This window comes from Sphingopyxis witflariensis, from assembly GCF_002205635.1.
GTDB classification, from domain to species: domain Bacteria; phylum Pseudomonadota; class Alphaproteobacteria; order Sphingomonadales; family Sphingomonadaceae; genus Sphingopyxis; species Sphingopyxis witflariensis.
In genome coordinates, this window is record NZ_NISJ01000002.1 from 192,777 (window position 1) to 208,657 (window position 15,881).

The 15,881-nt window shown below is 65.6% G+C and carries 14 protein-coding genes; all 14 read right to left on the reverse strand.

Features of this window, described 5'->3' with window-relative positions; all coding sequences use genetic code 11:
* Positions 1 to 126: 126 nt before the first annotated feature.
* The 14 genes from murC to CDQ91_RS05000 all read right to left on the reverse strand — a co-directional run bounded on the left by murC (position 127) and on the right by CDQ91_RS05000 (position 15,722).
* Positions 127 to 1,557: a UDP-N-acetylmuramate--L-alanine ligase gene (murC, locus tag CDQ91_RS04935; RefSeq protein WP_088471609.1), complete on the reverse strand. Its 1,431-nt coding sequence runs from the start codon at positions 1,555 to 1,557 to the stop codon at positions 127 to 129.
* Positions 1,557 to 2,738 carry an undecaprenyldiphospho-muramoylpentapeptide beta-N-acetylglucosaminyltransferase gene (gene murG, locus CDQ91_RS04940; RefSeq protein WP_088471610.1) on the reverse strand — a complete coding sequence of 394 codons (1,182 nt, stop codon included), beginning with the start codon at positions 2,736 to 2,738 and terminating at the stop codon, positions 1,557 to 1,559. The genes murC and murG overlap by 1 nt, the downstream gene beginning before the upstream one ends.
* Complete coding sequence (locus CDQ91_RS04945; protein ID WP_088471611.1) at positions 2,735 to 3,973, reverse strand: FtsW/RodA/SpoVE family cell cycle protein; 1,239 nt, start codon at positions 3,971 to 3,973, stop codon at positions 2,735 to 2,737. Before CDQ91_RS04945 ends, murG begins: the two co-directional genes overlap by 4 nt.
* The gene (gene murD, locus CDQ91_RS04950) at positions 3,970 to 5,274 is read right to left on the reverse strand and encodes a UDP-N-acetylmuramoyl-L-alanine--D-glutamate ligase (protein WP_088471612.1); all 1,305 of its coding nucleotides are present in this window, start codon (positions 5,272 to 5,274) and stop codon (positions 3,970 to 3,972) included. Before murD ends, CDQ91_RS04945 begins: the two co-directional genes overlap by 4 nt.
* Positions 5,271 to 6,341, reverse strand: a complete 1,071-nt coding sequence (gene mraY / locus CDQ91_RS04955; RefSeq protein ID WP_088471613.1) for a phospho-N-acetylmuramoyl-pentapeptide-transferase — start codon at positions 6,339 to 6,341, stop codon at positions 5,271 to 5,273. Before mraY ends, murD begins: the two co-directional genes overlap by 4 nt.
* Positions 6,341 to 7,717, reverse strand: a complete 1,377-nt coding sequence (locus CDQ91_RS04960; RefSeq protein ID WP_088471614.1) for a UDP-N-acetylmuramoyl-tripeptide--D-alanyl-D-alanine ligase — start codon at positions 7,715 to 7,717, stop codon at positions 6,341 to 6,343. The genes mraY and CDQ91_RS04960 overlap by 1 nt, the downstream gene beginning before the upstream one ends.
* A complete protein-coding gene (locus CDQ91_RS04965) occupies positions 7,714 to 9,153 on the reverse strand; it encodes a UDP-N-acetylmuramoyl-L-alanyl-D-glutamate--2,6-diaminopimelate ligase (protein WP_088471615.1) in 1,440 nt (479 codons plus the stop codon). The genes CDQ91_RS04960 and CDQ91_RS04965 overlap by 4 nt, the downstream gene beginning before the upstream one ends.
* Positions 9,153 to 10,847, reverse strand: a complete 1,695-nt coding sequence (locus CDQ91_RS04970; protein WP_088471616.1) for a peptidoglycan D,D-transpeptidase FtsI family protein — start codon at positions 10,845 to 10,847, stop codon at positions 9,153 to 9,155. Before CDQ91_RS04970 ends, CDQ91_RS04965 begins: the two co-directional genes overlap by 1 nt.
* Positions 10,844 to 11,440, reverse strand: a complete 597-nt coding sequence (locus tag CDQ91_RS04975) for a hypothetical protein (protein ID WP_088471617.1) — start codon at positions 11,438 to 11,440, stop codon at positions 10,844 to 10,846. The genes CDQ91_RS04970 and CDQ91_RS04975 overlap by 4 nt, the downstream gene beginning before the upstream one ends.
* Positions 11,434 to 12,426: a 16S rRNA (cytosine(1402)-N(4))-methyltransferase RsmH gene (rsmH, locus tag CDQ91_RS04980; protein ID WP_088471618.1), complete on the reverse strand. Its 993-nt coding sequence runs from the start codon at positions 12,424 to 12,426 to the stop codon at positions 11,434 to 11,436. Before rsmH ends, CDQ91_RS04975 begins: the two co-directional genes overlap by 7 nt.
* Positions 12,423 to 12,923, reverse strand: coding sequence for a division/cell wall cluster transcriptional repressor MraZ (locus CDQ91_RS04985; protein WP_088471619.1), 501 nt, complete (start codon positions 12,921 to 12,923; stop codon positions 12,423 to 12,425). The genes rsmH and CDQ91_RS04985 overlap by 4 nt, the downstream gene beginning before the upstream one ends.
* Before the next feature lie 275 nt (positions 12,924 to 13,198).
* Complete coding sequence (locus tag CDQ91_RS04990) at positions 13,199 to 14,365, reverse strand: Gldg family protein (protein WP_088471620.1); 1,167 nt, start codon at positions 14,363 to 14,365, stop codon at positions 13,199 to 13,201.
* Complete coding sequence (locus tag CDQ91_RS04995) at positions 14,365 to 14,742, reverse strand: hypothetical protein (RefSeq protein ID WP_088471621.1); 378 nt, start codon at positions 14,740 to 14,742, stop codon at positions 14,365 to 14,367. The genes CDQ91_RS04990 and CDQ91_RS04995 overlap by 1 nt, the downstream gene beginning before the upstream one ends.
* Entirely contained in the window at positions 14,739 to 15,722 is a 984-nt protein-coding gene (locus tag CDQ91_RS05000) for a cysteine synthase A (protein ID WP_088471622.1), read from the reverse strand. Before CDQ91_RS05000 ends, CDQ91_RS04995 begins: the two co-directional genes overlap by 4 nt.
* Between the last annotated feature and the right edge of the window lie 159 nt (positions 15,723 to 15,881).

The following is a 15,881-nucleotide window of genomic DNA, read 5'->3' on the forward strand; positions in this document are numbered from 1 at the left end:
CCGCCCTCCCATTCCCGTTCGCATCGAGCGAAGTCGAGACGCCCATCGGGCTCGGCGCGCGGTCGATGGGTGTCTCGACTTCGCTCGACACGAACGGATTTTGAGGGTGGAGTGGAAGGCGAGACATTATGCTGCCTCCACCGCCGCAGCCAAGCCCGCCGCGATCTTGGTGATATCGCCCGCGCCGAGACAGATGATCTTGTCGCCCGCGCCGAGTTCGCCGGCCTTGATTGCGTCCGCGATGGCCGAAGCGAGCGCAGCCGCGTCGGCAACGACATTCGCCTGACGATGGCCGCGATCGCGCAGGCCCGCGACCAGCGTATCCGACGACACACCCTCGATCGGGCTTTCGCCCGCGGCATAGACGGGCAGCGCGAGCACGATGTCGGCGTCGTTAAACGCCTGCTGGAAGTCATCCATATGGTCGCGCAGACGCGTGAAACGGTGCGGCTGGACGACGCCGACGACGCGGCCCGTCCCGACGCCTTCGCGCGCGGCCGACAGCACGGCGCGAATTTCGACGGGATGGTGCGCGTAATCGTCGATCACGGTGACAACGCCCTCCCCCGCCGCAATCTCACCGACCTTGGTGAAGCGGCGCTTGACCCCGGCAAAGCCGTTGAAGCCCGAGACGATCTTGTCGTCGCTGACCCCCATGTGGAGCGCGACCGCGATCGCCGCGAGCGCGTTCTGGACATTGTGGCGGCCTGACATCGGCAGGTGGATGCCCTCGATCGTCCGGCTGTTGCCGTCGCGGTCGCGCACGACGACGTCGAAGCTGTTGCCGTCGGCGCCCGGGGTCACATTGGTGCCGCGCACGTCGGCCTGCGCCGAGAAACCATAGGTCACGATGCGGCGGTCGCGGATGCGCGGGATGATCGCCTGCACCTCGGGATGGTCGAGGCAGAGCATCGCGGCGCCATAGAAGGGCACATTTTCGATAAACTCGACGAAGGCGTCCTTGATCGCGTCGAAGCTGCCATAATGGTCGAGATGTTCGGGGTCGATGTTGGTGACGACCGCGATCGTTCCGTCGAGGCGCAGGAAGCTGCCGTCGCTCTCGTCGGCCTCGACCACCATCCAGTCGCTGGCGCCGAGCCGCGCGTTCGAGCCATAATTATTGATGATGCCGCCGTTGATCACGGTCGGATCGATCCCGCCCGCGTCGAGCAAAGCCGCAACGAGGCTGGTCGTCGTCGTCTTGCCATGCGTCCCCGCGATGGCGACGGTCGACTTCAGACGCATCAGCTCGGCGAGCATTTCGGCGCGGCGGACGAGCGGAATGCGCTGCGCGAGCGCGGCCTCGACCTCTGGATTGCCGCGCTTGACCGCCGTGGAAGTCACGACGACCGCGACGCCGTCGACATTCGACGCTTCATGTCCGATCGCGACCTTGATCCCGCGCTTGCGCAGGCCCTCGATCACATAACCATCCGCGATGTCGCTGCCCTGCACCTGATAGCCGAGGTTGTGCATCACCTCGGCGATGCCGGACATGCCGATGCCGCCGATGCCGATGAAGTGAATGGTGCCGATATCGGTTGCGACGCCGCGCATTATTGAGCTTCCTTGCGTGCGGCAGCGATGCCGCTGGTTCTGGCGCGCTGCGCGCTCGCGCCGACGCGGATCACGTCCATCATCGGCGGTGCGGCGAGCGATTCAACGAGGTTGGCGAGGTCGCGGGTTGCGTCGGGAAGACCGCAGCTTGCCGCGCGTTCCGCCGCATCTTCAAGCGCACCGGGTTCGAGCGCCATGCGCTGGATATGCTTTGCCACCGCGCCAGCGGTAAAATCAGGCTGCGCAAAGGCAACCGCCCCGCCCGCCTCGACCATATCGACAACATTATAGGTCTGATGATCGTCCATCGCGTGCGGATAGGGCACGAAGATCGCAGGCCGCCCGGCGCAGGCGAGTTCGGCGACGGTCGAGGCGCCCGCGCGCGCGATCACCAGATGCGCCCAGCGCAGCCGCTCGGGAAAATCCTGGATATAGGGCGCACATTCGGCGGCGACGCCGAGGTCGGCATATTTGGCGCGCACGGTTTCGATATCATCCTCGCGGCACTGCTGGACCACCTGCAGGCGGTCGAGCAGCGCGCGGGGCAGCATCGCGATCGCGGCAGGAACGACTTCGCTCAGCACCGTTGCGCCCAGACTGCCGCCGACGACGAGCAGGCGGAAAATGCCATCCTCGGGGAGCGGCGGAAAGCCATCGTCGCGGATCGCAATAATCTCTTCGCGCACCGGGTTGCCGGTCAGGTGGCGCTTGTTCTCGCATGCCTCGGGCAGGCGCTGGATATTGCGATATGCGACCGCAATAGCGTTGACGCCCGACGCGAGCATCCGGTTGGTGCGGCCGAGCACCGCATTTTGTTCGTGGACGACGCTCGGGCGTTTGGTCGCGCGTGCGGCGAGCAGGCTGGGGAGCGAAGGATAGCCGCCGAAGCCGACGGCAACCGCAGGGTCGAAATCGCGGATCAGGTCGATCGCCATGGCCCGTCCCTTGCGGATTGCGAGCGCGGCCTTGATCCAGCCTATCGGCCCGCCCGATACGCGACCGGCGGGAAGGACATGGGTTTCCATCTCGGCCGGCGCGCCGGGAATACGCAGCCCGCGGTCGTCGCTGACCAGCGCGACACGGTGCCCGCGCGCGATCAATTCGCCCGCAAGGGCATAGGCGGGCAACATATGCCCCCCGGTCCCGCCGGCGGCGAGCAGGAAGTGACGGGTTGCGGTCATTTCTTGTTCCAGTTTCGGGTCATCGACACCCGTGCCGCATAGGGGTTCCGCCGGGTCAACGACAAGAGCAAACCCATGCCGATCGACAAAGCGATGAAAGACGAGCCGCCATAGCTGATGAAGGGCAAGGTCATGCCCTTCGAGGGGAAGAGCTGGGTATTCACCGCCATATTGATCGTCGCCTGTCCGCCGAACTGCGCGATCAGTCCCGCGACCGCGAGGATCAGGAAGCTATCCTCTTCGTCGAGCAGGCGGACGAGAACACGGACGATGATCGCCAGATAGATGGCGACGATCGCGAGGCAGGCGATCATCCCGAATTCTTCGCCGATGACCGAGAAGATATAGTCGGTGTGCGCTTCGGGCAGCTGGAATTTGGCGAGCCCCGCGCCGGGGCCGGTGCCGACGAGTCCGCCAGCGGTCAGCGTCGCATGCGCCTTATCGACCTGAAAACTGTCGCCCTGCGCGAACAGCCAGATGTTGATGCGCTGCTGCGCCACCGGGTAAAAGAAATAAGCAAGGACAAGGCCCGCGAAGCCCGCGCCGACGAGGCCCGCCAATATCCGCATCGACAGTCCGGCGACGAGCACGAGCACGAACCAGGTCGCGGCGAAGATGATCGTCTGTCCAAGGTCAGGCTGTCCCATCAACAGCGCCGCGATGACGCCGGTGAAAGCGAGGCTGAGCGGGACAACGGGCAAGCTCTGGTCGTGAAGGCGCAGCGACAATATCCACGCCAGCGACACCGCGAAAAAGGGTTTGAGGAATTCGGACGGCTGAAGCCGGAGGGCGCCGCTGCCGATCCAGCGCTGCGCGCCGTTCACCGTCGTTCCGACGAGCGGCACAAGAAATAGCAGCACCACGAACACCAACGTGCCGTAAATGGCGAAGCGCCGGGCCTGCGGCTTCGGCAACATCGACACCATCAGCATCACCGGGACGCCGAGGATCACCCACATCAGTTGGCGATAGAAATAATAAAGCGGATCGAGCGAGGCGGTCGTGGTCGACAGCTTTTGCGCCGCGACCGGCGACGCCGCCGCGACGGCGACCAGCCCGACCGCAACGAGGATCGACACGAGCAGCAACAGCACGCGGTCGATTTCCCAGAACCACAGACCCAGCGGCGTGCGGTCAGCGCGGCTGAGGCGCGGGCCGCGGCGCTTGGTCGAGCGCTGCGCCGCGATCACCGGCTTTTCCGGCGTCGCGTCCAGATTGTCCAGATTGCCGCTCATGCGTCGAGTTTCCGGACCAGTTCGCGGAACGCATCGCCGCGCTGCTCATAATCCTTAAACTGGTCGAACGACGCACAGGCGGGCGACAAGAGGACGATATCGCCCGGCTGCACGGCGGCGGCGGCATGGGCCACCGCGGTCGCCATGTCACCCGCCCGGTCGACCGGGATCGCATCGCCGATTTCGGCAGCGAAACCCTCCATCGCCTCACCGATCAGATAGGCGCGCTTGATATGCCCGAACCAAGGCTGGCACGCCTCCAGCCCGTCGCCCTTGGCCTTCCCACCAGCGATCCAGTGCAAACGCTGGTCCGGCGCCGGCGGAAATGCCGCCAGCGCCGGTGCAGCGGAAGCCGCGTTGGTCGCCTTGCTGTCATTATACCAGCGGGCGCCACGGGCTTCGCCGACCAATTCCATACGGTGCGGCAACGCGTTGTAGGTTGCGAGACCGCGTTCAATCTGTTCGTCGTTCAGGCCGAGCACGCGGCACACCGCAATCGCGCAGACGGCGTTCTGGGCGTTGTGCGGTCCCTGCAGCGCGGGCCAGCGCACCTGGTCAACAGGGTCGATATCCTTCGCCGAGACGCGATGGAGGCGGTGGCTGATGCGGCTTGCGATCATCTTCGACGGGTCGTCATCGACCGCGACGATCGCGACCTGATCCTTGTGTTGGAGGTTGAACAGCCGCGCTTTCGACGCCGCATAGCCCGCGAAATCATCATAGCGATCGAGATGATCGGGGGTGATGTTGGTCAGCACCGCGATATCGCAGGCCAGATCGTGCGACAGGTCGATCTGATAACTCGATAGTTCGAGAATATAGACCCCGCCTTCGGGGAGCGGATCGCGCGACAGGATCGGCAGGCCGATATTGCCGCCCATCAGCGACGGCACGCCTGCGCTTTCGAGCATATGGTGGACCAGCGCGGTAACGGTCGACTTGCCGTTGGTGCCGGTGATGCCGACGACGCGGTGCGGCGGCAGTTCGGCGCGGGCTTCGGCGAAGAGTTCGACGTCGCCAATCACCGGCACATGCGCTTCGCGGGCATGGGCGGCGATCGGGTGGCGGTTCAATGGCACGCCGGGCGACACGACGACCCCCGAAAAGCCGATGAGATCGACGACCAGCGGGTCGCCGATATCGGCGCCGAGCGCCATTGCATCATCGCGCGCGGCTTCGCGGTCGTCCCACGCGGTGACGCCTGCGCCGCTGGCGATCAGCGCCTCGACCGTCGCCAGCCCCGAGCGCGCCAGCCCCAGTACCGCATAGCGGCAACCGGCAAAGGCGCGCGAGGTGATCAACGGAGTTTGAGCGTCGCGAGTCCCGCGAGTGCGAGGACGATCGAGACGATCCAGAAACGGATGACGACGGTGGATTCCGGCCAGCCCAATTGTTCGAAATGATGGTGGATCGGCGCCATGCGGAACACGCGCTTGCCGGTGCGCTTGTACCAGAACACCTGGATGATCACCGACAGGGCCTCGACCACGAACAGCCCGCCGATGATGACGAGCACCAGTTCATGCTGCGCGGTGACTGCAATCGTCGCGAGCGCGCCGCCCAATGCAAGGCTGCCGGTATCGCCCATGAACACCGCGGCGGGAGGCGCGTTGAACCACAGGAAAGCCAGGCACGCGCCGATAATTGCGGCGGCAAAGATGGCAAGCTCGCCCGCGCCGGGGACATGCGGGATGCCCAGATAGCCGGCGAATTTCGCATTACCCGACAGATAGACGATGATCAGCATCGCCATGCTGGCGATGATCACCGGGAAGGTTGCGAGCCCGTCGAGCCCGTCGGTCAGGTTCACCGCATTGCCGAAACCGACGATCAGCACCATCGCAAAGACATAATAGAGCGGCCCGAGCTGGATCACCGTGTCGCTGAAGAAGGGCAGATAGAGGTCGGTCCCGGTGCGCGAGACGATCAGCAGCACCGCGACCCCGGCAATGATGAATTCGATGAGGAGACGGACGCGGCCTGGAATCCCGCGATGGCTGGCCTTGGTCACCTTGTCGAGATCGTCCATGAAACCGACTGCGGCGAAACCACCGGTGACGAACAGACACGCCCAGACGAAACGGTTGGAGAGGTCCATCCACAGCAGCGCCGACACCATCAGCGAAATCAGGATCATCAGCCCGCCCATCGTCGGCGTACCGCGCTTGGCGAGATGGCTTTGCGGGCCGTCTTCGCGGATCGGCTGGCCCTTGCCCTGCCGCATGCGCAGCATCAGGATGAAGCGCGGCCCGATCCACAACCCCAGGATCAGCGCGGTCGCCACGGCGGCGCCCGAGCGGAAGCTCAGATAGCGGATGAGATTAAGAACCCCCGGAAAGCCAAGCCATTCCGCCAGCCAGTAAAGCATCAATATTCCCCATTGGTCAGCGCGGTCACAAGATGCGACAGGCCGACACTGTTCGATCCCTTGATCAGCACAGCATCGCCGGCCCGGATCAAGTCGCCCAGCCGCGCCTTGGCGGCCGGGTGGTCGGCCACATGCGCGAAATCGATACGCCCCTCAAGCGCTTTGGCGAGCGGCGCCATCTCTTCGCCGACCAGCAGGGCGAATTGCACTTCCGCCGCGACGAGCGGAGCGGCGAGCGCGGCATGATAGGCATTTCCGTCCGGCCCCAGCTCTTTCATCGCACCCAGAATCGCCACCCGGCGGCCTGCGGATTCGCGGCCGAGCTGTTCGATGGTGACCGCCATCGACGCGGGATTGGCATTATAGCTTTCGTCGATCAGCAACAGGTCGCCGCCGGGTATTGTGATCCGGTGCCGCGCGCCGCGCCCGGCGAGCCCGCCCATTTCGGCGAAGGCCAGCCCCGCCGCAGGCAGGTCGCCGCCGACCGCCTTGACCGCCGCCAGCACCGCGAGCGCGTTCGACACCCAATGCGCGCCGGTCTGCGAAATGGTGAAGCAGAGCAAGGCTTCCTGCACCTGCGCGGTGACGAGCGAACCGCCCTGCCCGTCGGACAGCCAGTCGACCGCGCGGACATCGGCGCCTTCGCCGAGGCCAAAGCTGACGATATGCGCGGCATGTTGTTCGGCCTTGGCGCGCAGCTGCGCATAATGCGGGCTGTCGAAGGGGAGGATCGCGGTGCCGCCGGGCTCGAGCCCTTCAAAAATCTCGCCCTTCGCGTCGGCGATCGCCTCTTCGCTGCCGAAATATTCCATATGCGCGGGTGCGATGGTGGTGACGATCGCGACATGCGGGCAGACCATGCGGGTCAATTCGGCGAGTTCGCCGGCGTGGTTCATCCCCATTTCGAACACGCCATAATCGGCGGTCGAGGGCATGCGCGCGAGGCTCAATGGCACGCCGACATGGTTGTTATAGCTTTTGACCGAACGGTGCGCTTTTCCCGGACGAAAACGGTCGAGCGCGGCGAACAGCGCCTCCTTCGTCCCCGTCTTGCCCGCCGATCCGGTGACGCCGATGATCCGGCCATGACTGCGCGCGCGCGACGCGGCGCCGAGTGCGTTCAGCGCCGCCACGCTGTCGGTGACGAGTATGTGGGGATGGTCGATCGCAGTTTCGCAGACAATGCCCGCGGCGCCCGCGGCGATCGCGTTGTCGATGAACTTATGCCCGTCGGTCGCCTCGCCGCGCATCGCGACGAACAGGTCGCCCTTCGTCACTTCACGCGAGTCAAACGCGACGCCCTGCACGGTAAAGTCGGCGCTCGCCGACCCGCCGGTGGCGGCGGCGATGGCGCGGGCGGTCCACAACGGGGTCATGCCGCACACTCGCGCGCGACGGCCACATCGTCAAAGGGAATCACCCGCATTTCGGCGCCCGCGCCGACAATCTGGCCCTGTTCATGTCCCTTTCCGGCGATGCAGATGATGTCGTCGGCGCGCGCCTCCGCAATCGCGGCAGCGATCGCGGCGCGACGGTCGCCGATGATTTGCGCGCCCGGCGCACCCCTGGCGATCGCGGCACGGATGAGCGCGGGGTCTTCGCCGCGCGGATTATCGTCGGTAATGATCAGAACCTCTGCCTTGGCTGCGGCAACCTTGCCCATTTCGGGGCGCTTCGCCTGATCGCGATCGCCGCCCGCGCCAAACACGAGGATCAGACGGCCGGTCGCGTGCGGGCGCAGCGCATCGAGCGCGGCCTCGATAGCGTCCGGCGTATGAGCATAATCAACATAGACGGGCGCACCCGCACGGGTGATCGCCGCGCGTTCGAGCCGTCCGCGCACCGGCTGGAGCCGCGCGAGATTTCCAAGCGTCTGTGCAACATCGCCGCCCGTCGCGATGACGAGGCCCGCCGAAACGAGCGCATTGGCGACCTGATAGGCGCCGATCAGCGGCAGTTCGACCTTTTGCGTCATGTCGTCTGCGGCGATGACGAGCGACTGGCCGAGCTGGGTGGGCTCACGCGAGACGAGACGCAAATCCTTGCCGGTCGCGCCGACGGTCATCAGGCGCACGCCGCGCTTCGTCACCGTTTCTTCTACGGCGGGCGACCAGATATCGTCGTTCCAGAGCACCGCTACACCGTTCGCGTCGACCACCTCGGTAAACAGCCGCATCTTCGCGGCGAGATAGGCCTCCATTGTACCATGATAGTCGAGATGATCGTGACTGAGATTGGTGAAAGCAGCCGCCTTCACCGCCAGGCCTTCGGTGCGATATTGATCGAGGCCGTGGCTCGACGCCTCGAACGCCGCATGGGTGACGCCCTCGGCGGCGAGCCCCGACATATTGCCGAGGAAGGTGACGATATCGGGAGTCGTGAGGCCAGTCGAGGCGCTCTCGTTCGAGGTCGTGATGCCGAGCGTGCCGATCGACGCCGCCTGAAACCCGGCCATCCGCCAAAGCTGGCGCGTCATTTCGACGGTCGAGGTCTTGCCGTTGGTCCCCGTCACCGCAACGCAGGTCGCAGGAAAGCGGTGAAAGTAGCGCGCGGCGATATGGGCAAAGGCGCGGCGCGGGTTGGCGTCGGCGATATGGACCGCGCCCTCGACCCGCGCTTCGGGCCGTGCGACGACCGCGATCGCGCCTGCAGCAATCGCCGCCGCGATATAATCTTCGCCGTTGAATTTTTCGCCGACAAAGGCGCCAAAGATCGTTCCCGGCGCGACCTTGCGATGGTCGATGGCGAGCCCGGTCACCACCGGGTCCGCCCCTGCCAGACCCTGATCGCCGAGCAGAGCGGCGAGGCGCATTACTCGCCTTCCCCGTTTTTCCAGAGCAGCGGTGTCAGTTCGGACACGTCGACGTCACGGCTCTCGTCTGGGAAGACGCCCAGCATCGGCCCGGCGCGCATCACGACCTTCTGGACCACCGGCGCGACCGTCCAGCCCGCGGTGCGCTGGCCCGAGCTGAAGGCATTGCCCTTGGGCTCGTCGATCATCGCGAGGATGACGTAACGCGGATTGTCCATCGGGAAAGCAGCGGCGAAGGTCGAGACGAGCGAGGTCCGGCGATAGCCGCCCGCACCCGGCTTTTCGGCGCTGCCGGTCTTGCCGCCGACGCGGAAACCGGGAGCATCGGCCTTTTTGCCGGTGCCGTCGGACACGATCAGGCGGAGCAGCTGGCGCATCCGCGCGCTGGTCGCAGCCTTGAACACGCGGCGCCCCTGCGGCGGCGCCTTGTCGCCCAGTTTCAGCACCGTCGCGGGGCGATAGATGCCGCCGTTGACCATCGCGGCATAAGCGCTGGCGAGGTGCAGCGGGGTCACGGCGATGCCATGGCCATAGCTGGTCGTCATTGTCGTCAGCCGGCCCCAATTTTTGGGCCACAGCGGGAAAGCGCGTTCCTTCAGCTCGATCTCGGGCCGCCCGTCGAATTCGAGGTTGCGGAACAACTCCTCCATCTTTTCGCGGCCGAGTTCGTCGGCGATGCGCGCGGTGGCGATGTTCGAGCTATGGATCAATGTTTCGGGAACGTTGAGCCAGCGCCCCATATTGTGCGAATCGCGGATACGAAAACCTGCGATCGGGAGCGGCTGGGTCGCGTCATAGCGGCGCGCCATGCTAGTGACCGTCCCGGCGTCGATCGCGGCGGCAATCGACAGCGGCTTGAAGGTCGAACCCAGCTCGTAAAGATTATAGGTGACCGCGTTGCGCCGCGTCGCCGGATTGCTGCCCGTCAGCTTGTTGGGATTGAAGGTCGGCAGCGAGGTCATCGCGACGACTTCGCCGGTGTGGACGTCGAGGATGATGCCTGCCCCGCCGATCGCTTCCAAATTGGTGACGGCGTTGGAGAGTTCGCTTTCGAGTACGCCCTGCACGCGCGTATCGATCGACAGCGCCAGCGGCTCGCCGCGCGTCGCCTTGTCGATCAGCCGCTGGTCGAATGCGCCTTCGACCCCGGTGACGCCATGGCCTTCGGCGTTGAGGAAGCCCATGACATGCGCCGCGAGCGTCAGCTGCGGATAGAGGCGCTCCTTTTCGCGTGGAAAGTCGAAACCGACGTCGCCGATCGCATTCACCGCCGCAACCTGATCGGGCAGCGCGCGGCGGCGGATATAGGTCGGGCGCGATCCGCTGACCTTGGCCAGCAATTCCTCACGCGTCATGTCGGGGAAAATCTTGTGGAGTTCGTCGGCGAGGAACTGGCGGTTGTTGAGCAGTTTCTCGGGCACGACGCGAATCGAATAGCCGTCGATCGTGCGCGCCAGCGGGACGCCGTTGCGGTCGACGATGTCGGCGCGCGCCGGAATGAAGGCCGCCGAACCATTGCCGCGCCCCGTTCCGGCGTCGAAGACGACGAAATAGACGAGGCGCACCGACACGAGGAAAAAGGCCGCCATGAACAGCAACATCAGGATCATCAGCCGCTGCTGCGCGGTCAGCAATATCTGCTGCCGCACCCCTGCGGTACGAACCCTGGCTGGACGGACGACCAGCGTGTTCATCGGCCGGACTTGCCTCCCGCCGCCTCGGCCGCTGCCGCGCGCTTGAGATCGGCGAGGGTCGATTCAGCGAGCAGCTGATCCTCGATCATCTTCAACTGTTCGCGGCGGCGCGTCGGCGCCATGCGCGGCGCGGCGTCGCTGCGAATATCCGAGGCTTCCGCCTGCGCGATCTGGATCGGCTTGGCGGTGACGATGGGCTTGGTGACCGGGCTGACCTTTTCCGCCGCAGGCGTTCCGACCGGCGACACCATCGCCATCAGCACCGGCGCGACATCATTCGCGCCGCGCGCGCGCGGCAGGCGGTCGAACGACGCGAGTTGGCGTTCGTTCGAGAGATACTGCCCTGCCGACGGCGCCGAGTAACCGAAGGTGTCGGCATTCCACTGTTCGAGCTGACGCATCGAGGCGCGCACCGCGAGTTCGGATTCGAGATAGCGGATATTGTCGCGCGTGCGGTCGATCTGCTTTTCGATGCGCGACAATTCGCTGCGCGTCGCCGCGACCTTCAGCGACACCGGATAAAGGATCATCGCGAAGACGAGCACGAGCAGGACCAGGCCGATTCCCTGGAGTTTACGAGCAGCCATCAACATGACATCGTCTCCTTCCCTGAATTTCCTTGGGTCGAACTGTCGGGCCAGGCAGGGGCCGCGGTGCGAACCGCGCTGCGCAGCGTTGCCGAACGGGCGCGCGGGTTGCGCGCCTCTTCGGCCTTGCTCGGCCGCACCTTGCGCGCCGGGGTTTCGAAAGTTGCGGCCCGCGCCAGAGGGAGCGGCGCGGGCCGGTGGCGCGAACCGGCGGCATCGCCCCCGCTGCGTTCGCGCAAGAAATTCTTCACGATGCGATCCTCGGTACTGTGGAAACTGACGACCGCGAGGCGGCCGCCGGGGCGAAGCAGGCGCTCGGCGGCGGCAAGGCCCGCGTTCAGCTCGTCGAGTTCGCCGTTGATGTGGATGCGAATCGCCTGAAAGCTTTTCGTCGACGGATCCTTGGGCGCACCGGGCGGGTGGCGCAGCGCCTTGCGGATCACCACCGCGAGTTCGCCGGTGCGGCTGAGCGGACGCGCTGCGACGATCGCGCGCGCGACGCGGCGCGACTGGCGCTCGTCGCCATAGTGAAAGAGGATGTCGGCGATCTCGGCCTCATCGGCGCGGTTGAGCCATTCGGCCGCGCTTTCGCCGTCCTGCGCCATGCGCATGTCGAGCGGACCGTCCTTCTGGAAGGAAAAGCCGCGCTCGCTGCGATCGAGCTGCATCGACGACACGCCGATATCGAAGACGATGCCATCGACTTCGCCGACGCCCTGTTCGGCGAGCAGCCGGTCGATTTCGCCGAAGCGGCCGTGAACGAGGCGCAGCCGACCTTCACTGGCGTCGACCAGCGCCTGCCCTTCGGCAATCGCATCGGGATCGCGGTCGCAGGCGATGACGTTCGCGCCCGCGGCCAGCATCGCGCGAGTATAGCCGCCGGCACCGAAGGTCGCGTCGACATGCAACTCGCCGGGGGCAATGGCGAGCGCGGCGACGATTTCATCGCGGAGAACCGGATCGTGGCGGGGATCGCGGGGCAGGTCGGTCATTTGCGCCCCTTCCCTTTTGCGGCATCCCATGCGGCGGCGAGACGCTGCAAGACGGGATCGGCGTCGACACATTCGGCCACGGTCGGCAGCCACCATATTTCAAAGCGGCGTCCCGACCCCACAAAAGCCGTCGCGCCGGCATCGCCGACGCGGTCGCGGTGGATGAAGCTGGGCAGGAAACGACCGCTGTCGTCGAGCGCATAGGGCTCGGTATAACTGAAGCGCTTCTTGAACGCGGCATCTTCGTCAAAGTCTAGGTTGCGCGCGAGCGCGGTGTCGCGGTCGCGTTCGATTTCACCGTTCAGCCGGTCATATTGATCCTGGCCATAGGCGACCAGGCAGGGCAGCTTTTCGTGGAAGCCGACCCAGAGCACGCGCTGGCCATCCGCATTCAGGGGCACATTGTTGCGGAATTGTGAGGGGACGGCGATGCGCCCCTTGCCATCGATCGCGGCAAAGTTGGTGCCCGCATACTGACCCGGGGTCACAACCGCCATCGAACTGCCCCCCGTATTCGCGCCACCGGGCAAAGCTTCCCTGTCCCCAAAATCGCGGATTTCGGGCCGAATGACTCAGGTGGAGATTGCCCCTCTCCGATTCCTGACTACCAACTATAGATCGGGGTGGAAAGGGGTAAATTAGGGCAAAATGGGGAGAAGAGACCCAATTCATCGCAAAACGAGAGCAAAAGCCAGTCAAAAGCGATCGGCGAGGCAAAATCGCGTACCAGGCGGGTGCCAGAAATGATGGAAAAGGCCGCTCTGCGCGGCGCTTATTCGGTGTGGGCGCGAATCCAGAGCGGGCGCAACGGCGCACGGGTGGCGGCGTCGCGCCACAGGCGCGCGGCGAGCCAATCCATCGTATCGGCCTGACCGAGATGCGATGCGCCGGGCACAGCCGGTTGCCACAGCGGCGCGAAGATGAGATCAGCGTCGCCGACCAGCCACGCCTCACCCTGCCCGATCAGGCAATGGGCAACGCGGCGACCGGCGAAGGCGCGGCACGATGCGGGCAGCCGGTCGAAACGCCCGGCGCTGAACAGGCGCAGCCGCGCGCGTTCAACGTCAACCGACAGTGCCTGCGCTTCACCAACCGGCGCGGCGCCAAGGGTGACGCCCCAATGATCGAGCAGCGGGGTAAGCAGGCTGGTCACCGGCGGATTGCGCGGATCGCCGAGCGGATGCGTCGCAGGCCAGCCCGACAGCGCATCGGCCAGGATCACCGCGCGGCCGCCACCGCGAACAAAGGCGTCGATTGCCACCAACTCGCGCGGCGCGAGGGCGCGCGGATGGGCGAGTAGCAAAGTGCCGCCGGGCGGCGGAACATGATCGACAAGACTATCTACGAGCGACACCGGTCCCGCCGCCTGAAGCCGGACGAGCGCGGGGTCGTCGCCCGGCCCGTCGGCAATCATCGCCGCGATATCGCCGCCACCGCCAGCCCAGCGCAGCGGCAGACTGGTGAGCATGGTGACCGCGGGTGCGTCCCCGGCGACGGGCGCGGAACGATAAAAGGCGGAGAGCAGCGCATGCCCGCCAGCAAACCAGCCAGTGACGAGCAAGGCGGCGATGACGAGGCGCAAGCCCCTGCCCCACGTCCGGCGCTGGACGAGCGCATCGCTGATCCAGCCGACCAGTGCGGCGGCAGCAAGCGCCAAGAGCAGTTGCGCCAAGGCGAGCGAGCCGGCGAGTCTGAAAGCGAGCAGCGCCTGCCCCGCCGCGAGGATGATCACCGTAAACAGGACTGTCCGCCGCCGACCCGCCGCCGGTTCATCACGCTGCCACCAGCCGAGCAACAGCATCGGGAGAATCAGTAGCGGCACCGCGAGCGCCGGGTCGATCCGGCCAAGCAACGCCTGCCCGCCCGCCGTCCACGCCAGCAACAAGGCCAGCGCCGCGACGACCAAGCCGTGCAGCAGCGGCCGCCGCGCTGCCGCCATCACCGGTTCGACTGGCGCGCGCGTTCGAGGGTCGGGTCGGGCTCGAGATCGGGAACGGTGGAGGTGGTTGACGGCGGCGCTTGCGGCACCTTCACCGATGTCACCGCATTTTCATCCTTGGATACCGGCTGGACGCCTAGTTCTTCCAGCGGCGTACCGCTGCTTTTCTGCTCGGCGCCCGGTATCTTGACCTCTCCCGCCGCCGCCACATCGCCGGCCACGCGTTCGCGCGCACGGTCGCCGATCAGCCCTGCCATGCCAACGAGCAGCAAGACGGTCAACACCCCGGCGATGCCAATCTGAAGCCGCCGCATCGTGTCGTTTATGGGCGCAGGCGGTGCCACAACGGGCTGAACATCCGCCTTTCCGTTCGTCATGCCGCCGTCTCCGCCAGACCTTTGCTCGCCAACCATTCAGGGTTGAAGAGCGTCGAGAGATAGCGAAAGCCGCTGTCGCACAGGATGGTTGCAATACGCTTGCCCGGCCCCAATTGCCGCGCCAGCGCCATCGCGCCGGCGACATTGATCCCCGACGACAGGCCCAGGCACAGGCCCTCCTCACCCAGCAGGCTGCGCACGACCGCCAGCCCCTCGGCATCCGAAATGCGGAACTGGGTGTCGATCGGCGCGCCTTCGAGGTTGGCAGTGATGCGGTTCTGGCCGATTCCTTCGGCGACGCTCGATCCTTCGGGTTTGAGTTCGCCGCACTGGTAATAATTATAGAGTCCCGCGCCGTGCGGATCGGTGAGCGCGATGGTGATGTCGGCGCTCTTGGCCTTCAACCCGAGTCCGGTTCCGGCGATCGTGCCGCCCGTCCCGGCCGCACAGGTGAAACCGTCGATACGCCCACCCATCTGTTCCCAGATTTCCTCGGCGGTGCCGTGCACATGCGCCTTGCGGTTGGCGATATTGTCGAACTGGTTCGCCCAGATCGCATTGTCAGTTTCCTCCGCGATGCGGCGCGAGGTGTGGACGAAATGGCCAGGGTTGGCAAAGGGCGCGGGCGGGACGAGCACCAGTTCGGCACCCAGCGCGCGGATGGTCGCCATTTTCTCGGCGCTCTGATTGTCGGGCATCACGATGATCGTCTTATAGCCCAGCGCGTTGGCGACGAGCGCAAGGCCGATGCCGGTGTTGCCCGCCGTGCCCTCGACGATCGTACCGCCGGGTTTCAGGCTGCCGTTCGCCTCGGCATCGCGGACGATATACAGCGCGGCGCGATCCTTCACCGATCCGCCGGGGTTGGCATATTCGCACTTGCCCCAGATTTCACATCCGGTGGCTTCGCTCGGGCCGCGCAGCAGCACCAGCGGCGTGTTACCAATCAGCTCGAGGCTGTTTTCAGCAATAGTCGTCATCCCCCTGATCTAAGGCCGCGCATGACACGCTGCAAGACAGCTTCGCTTGGCGCGGCAATGTTCGGCCTTTGTCGACCAACGGCACCCGACGCCCGACCAACGCCTTCTAAGCGGACTTTCGGGGGTTGTCATTGTAACAGTATATCATTACTGACCCCG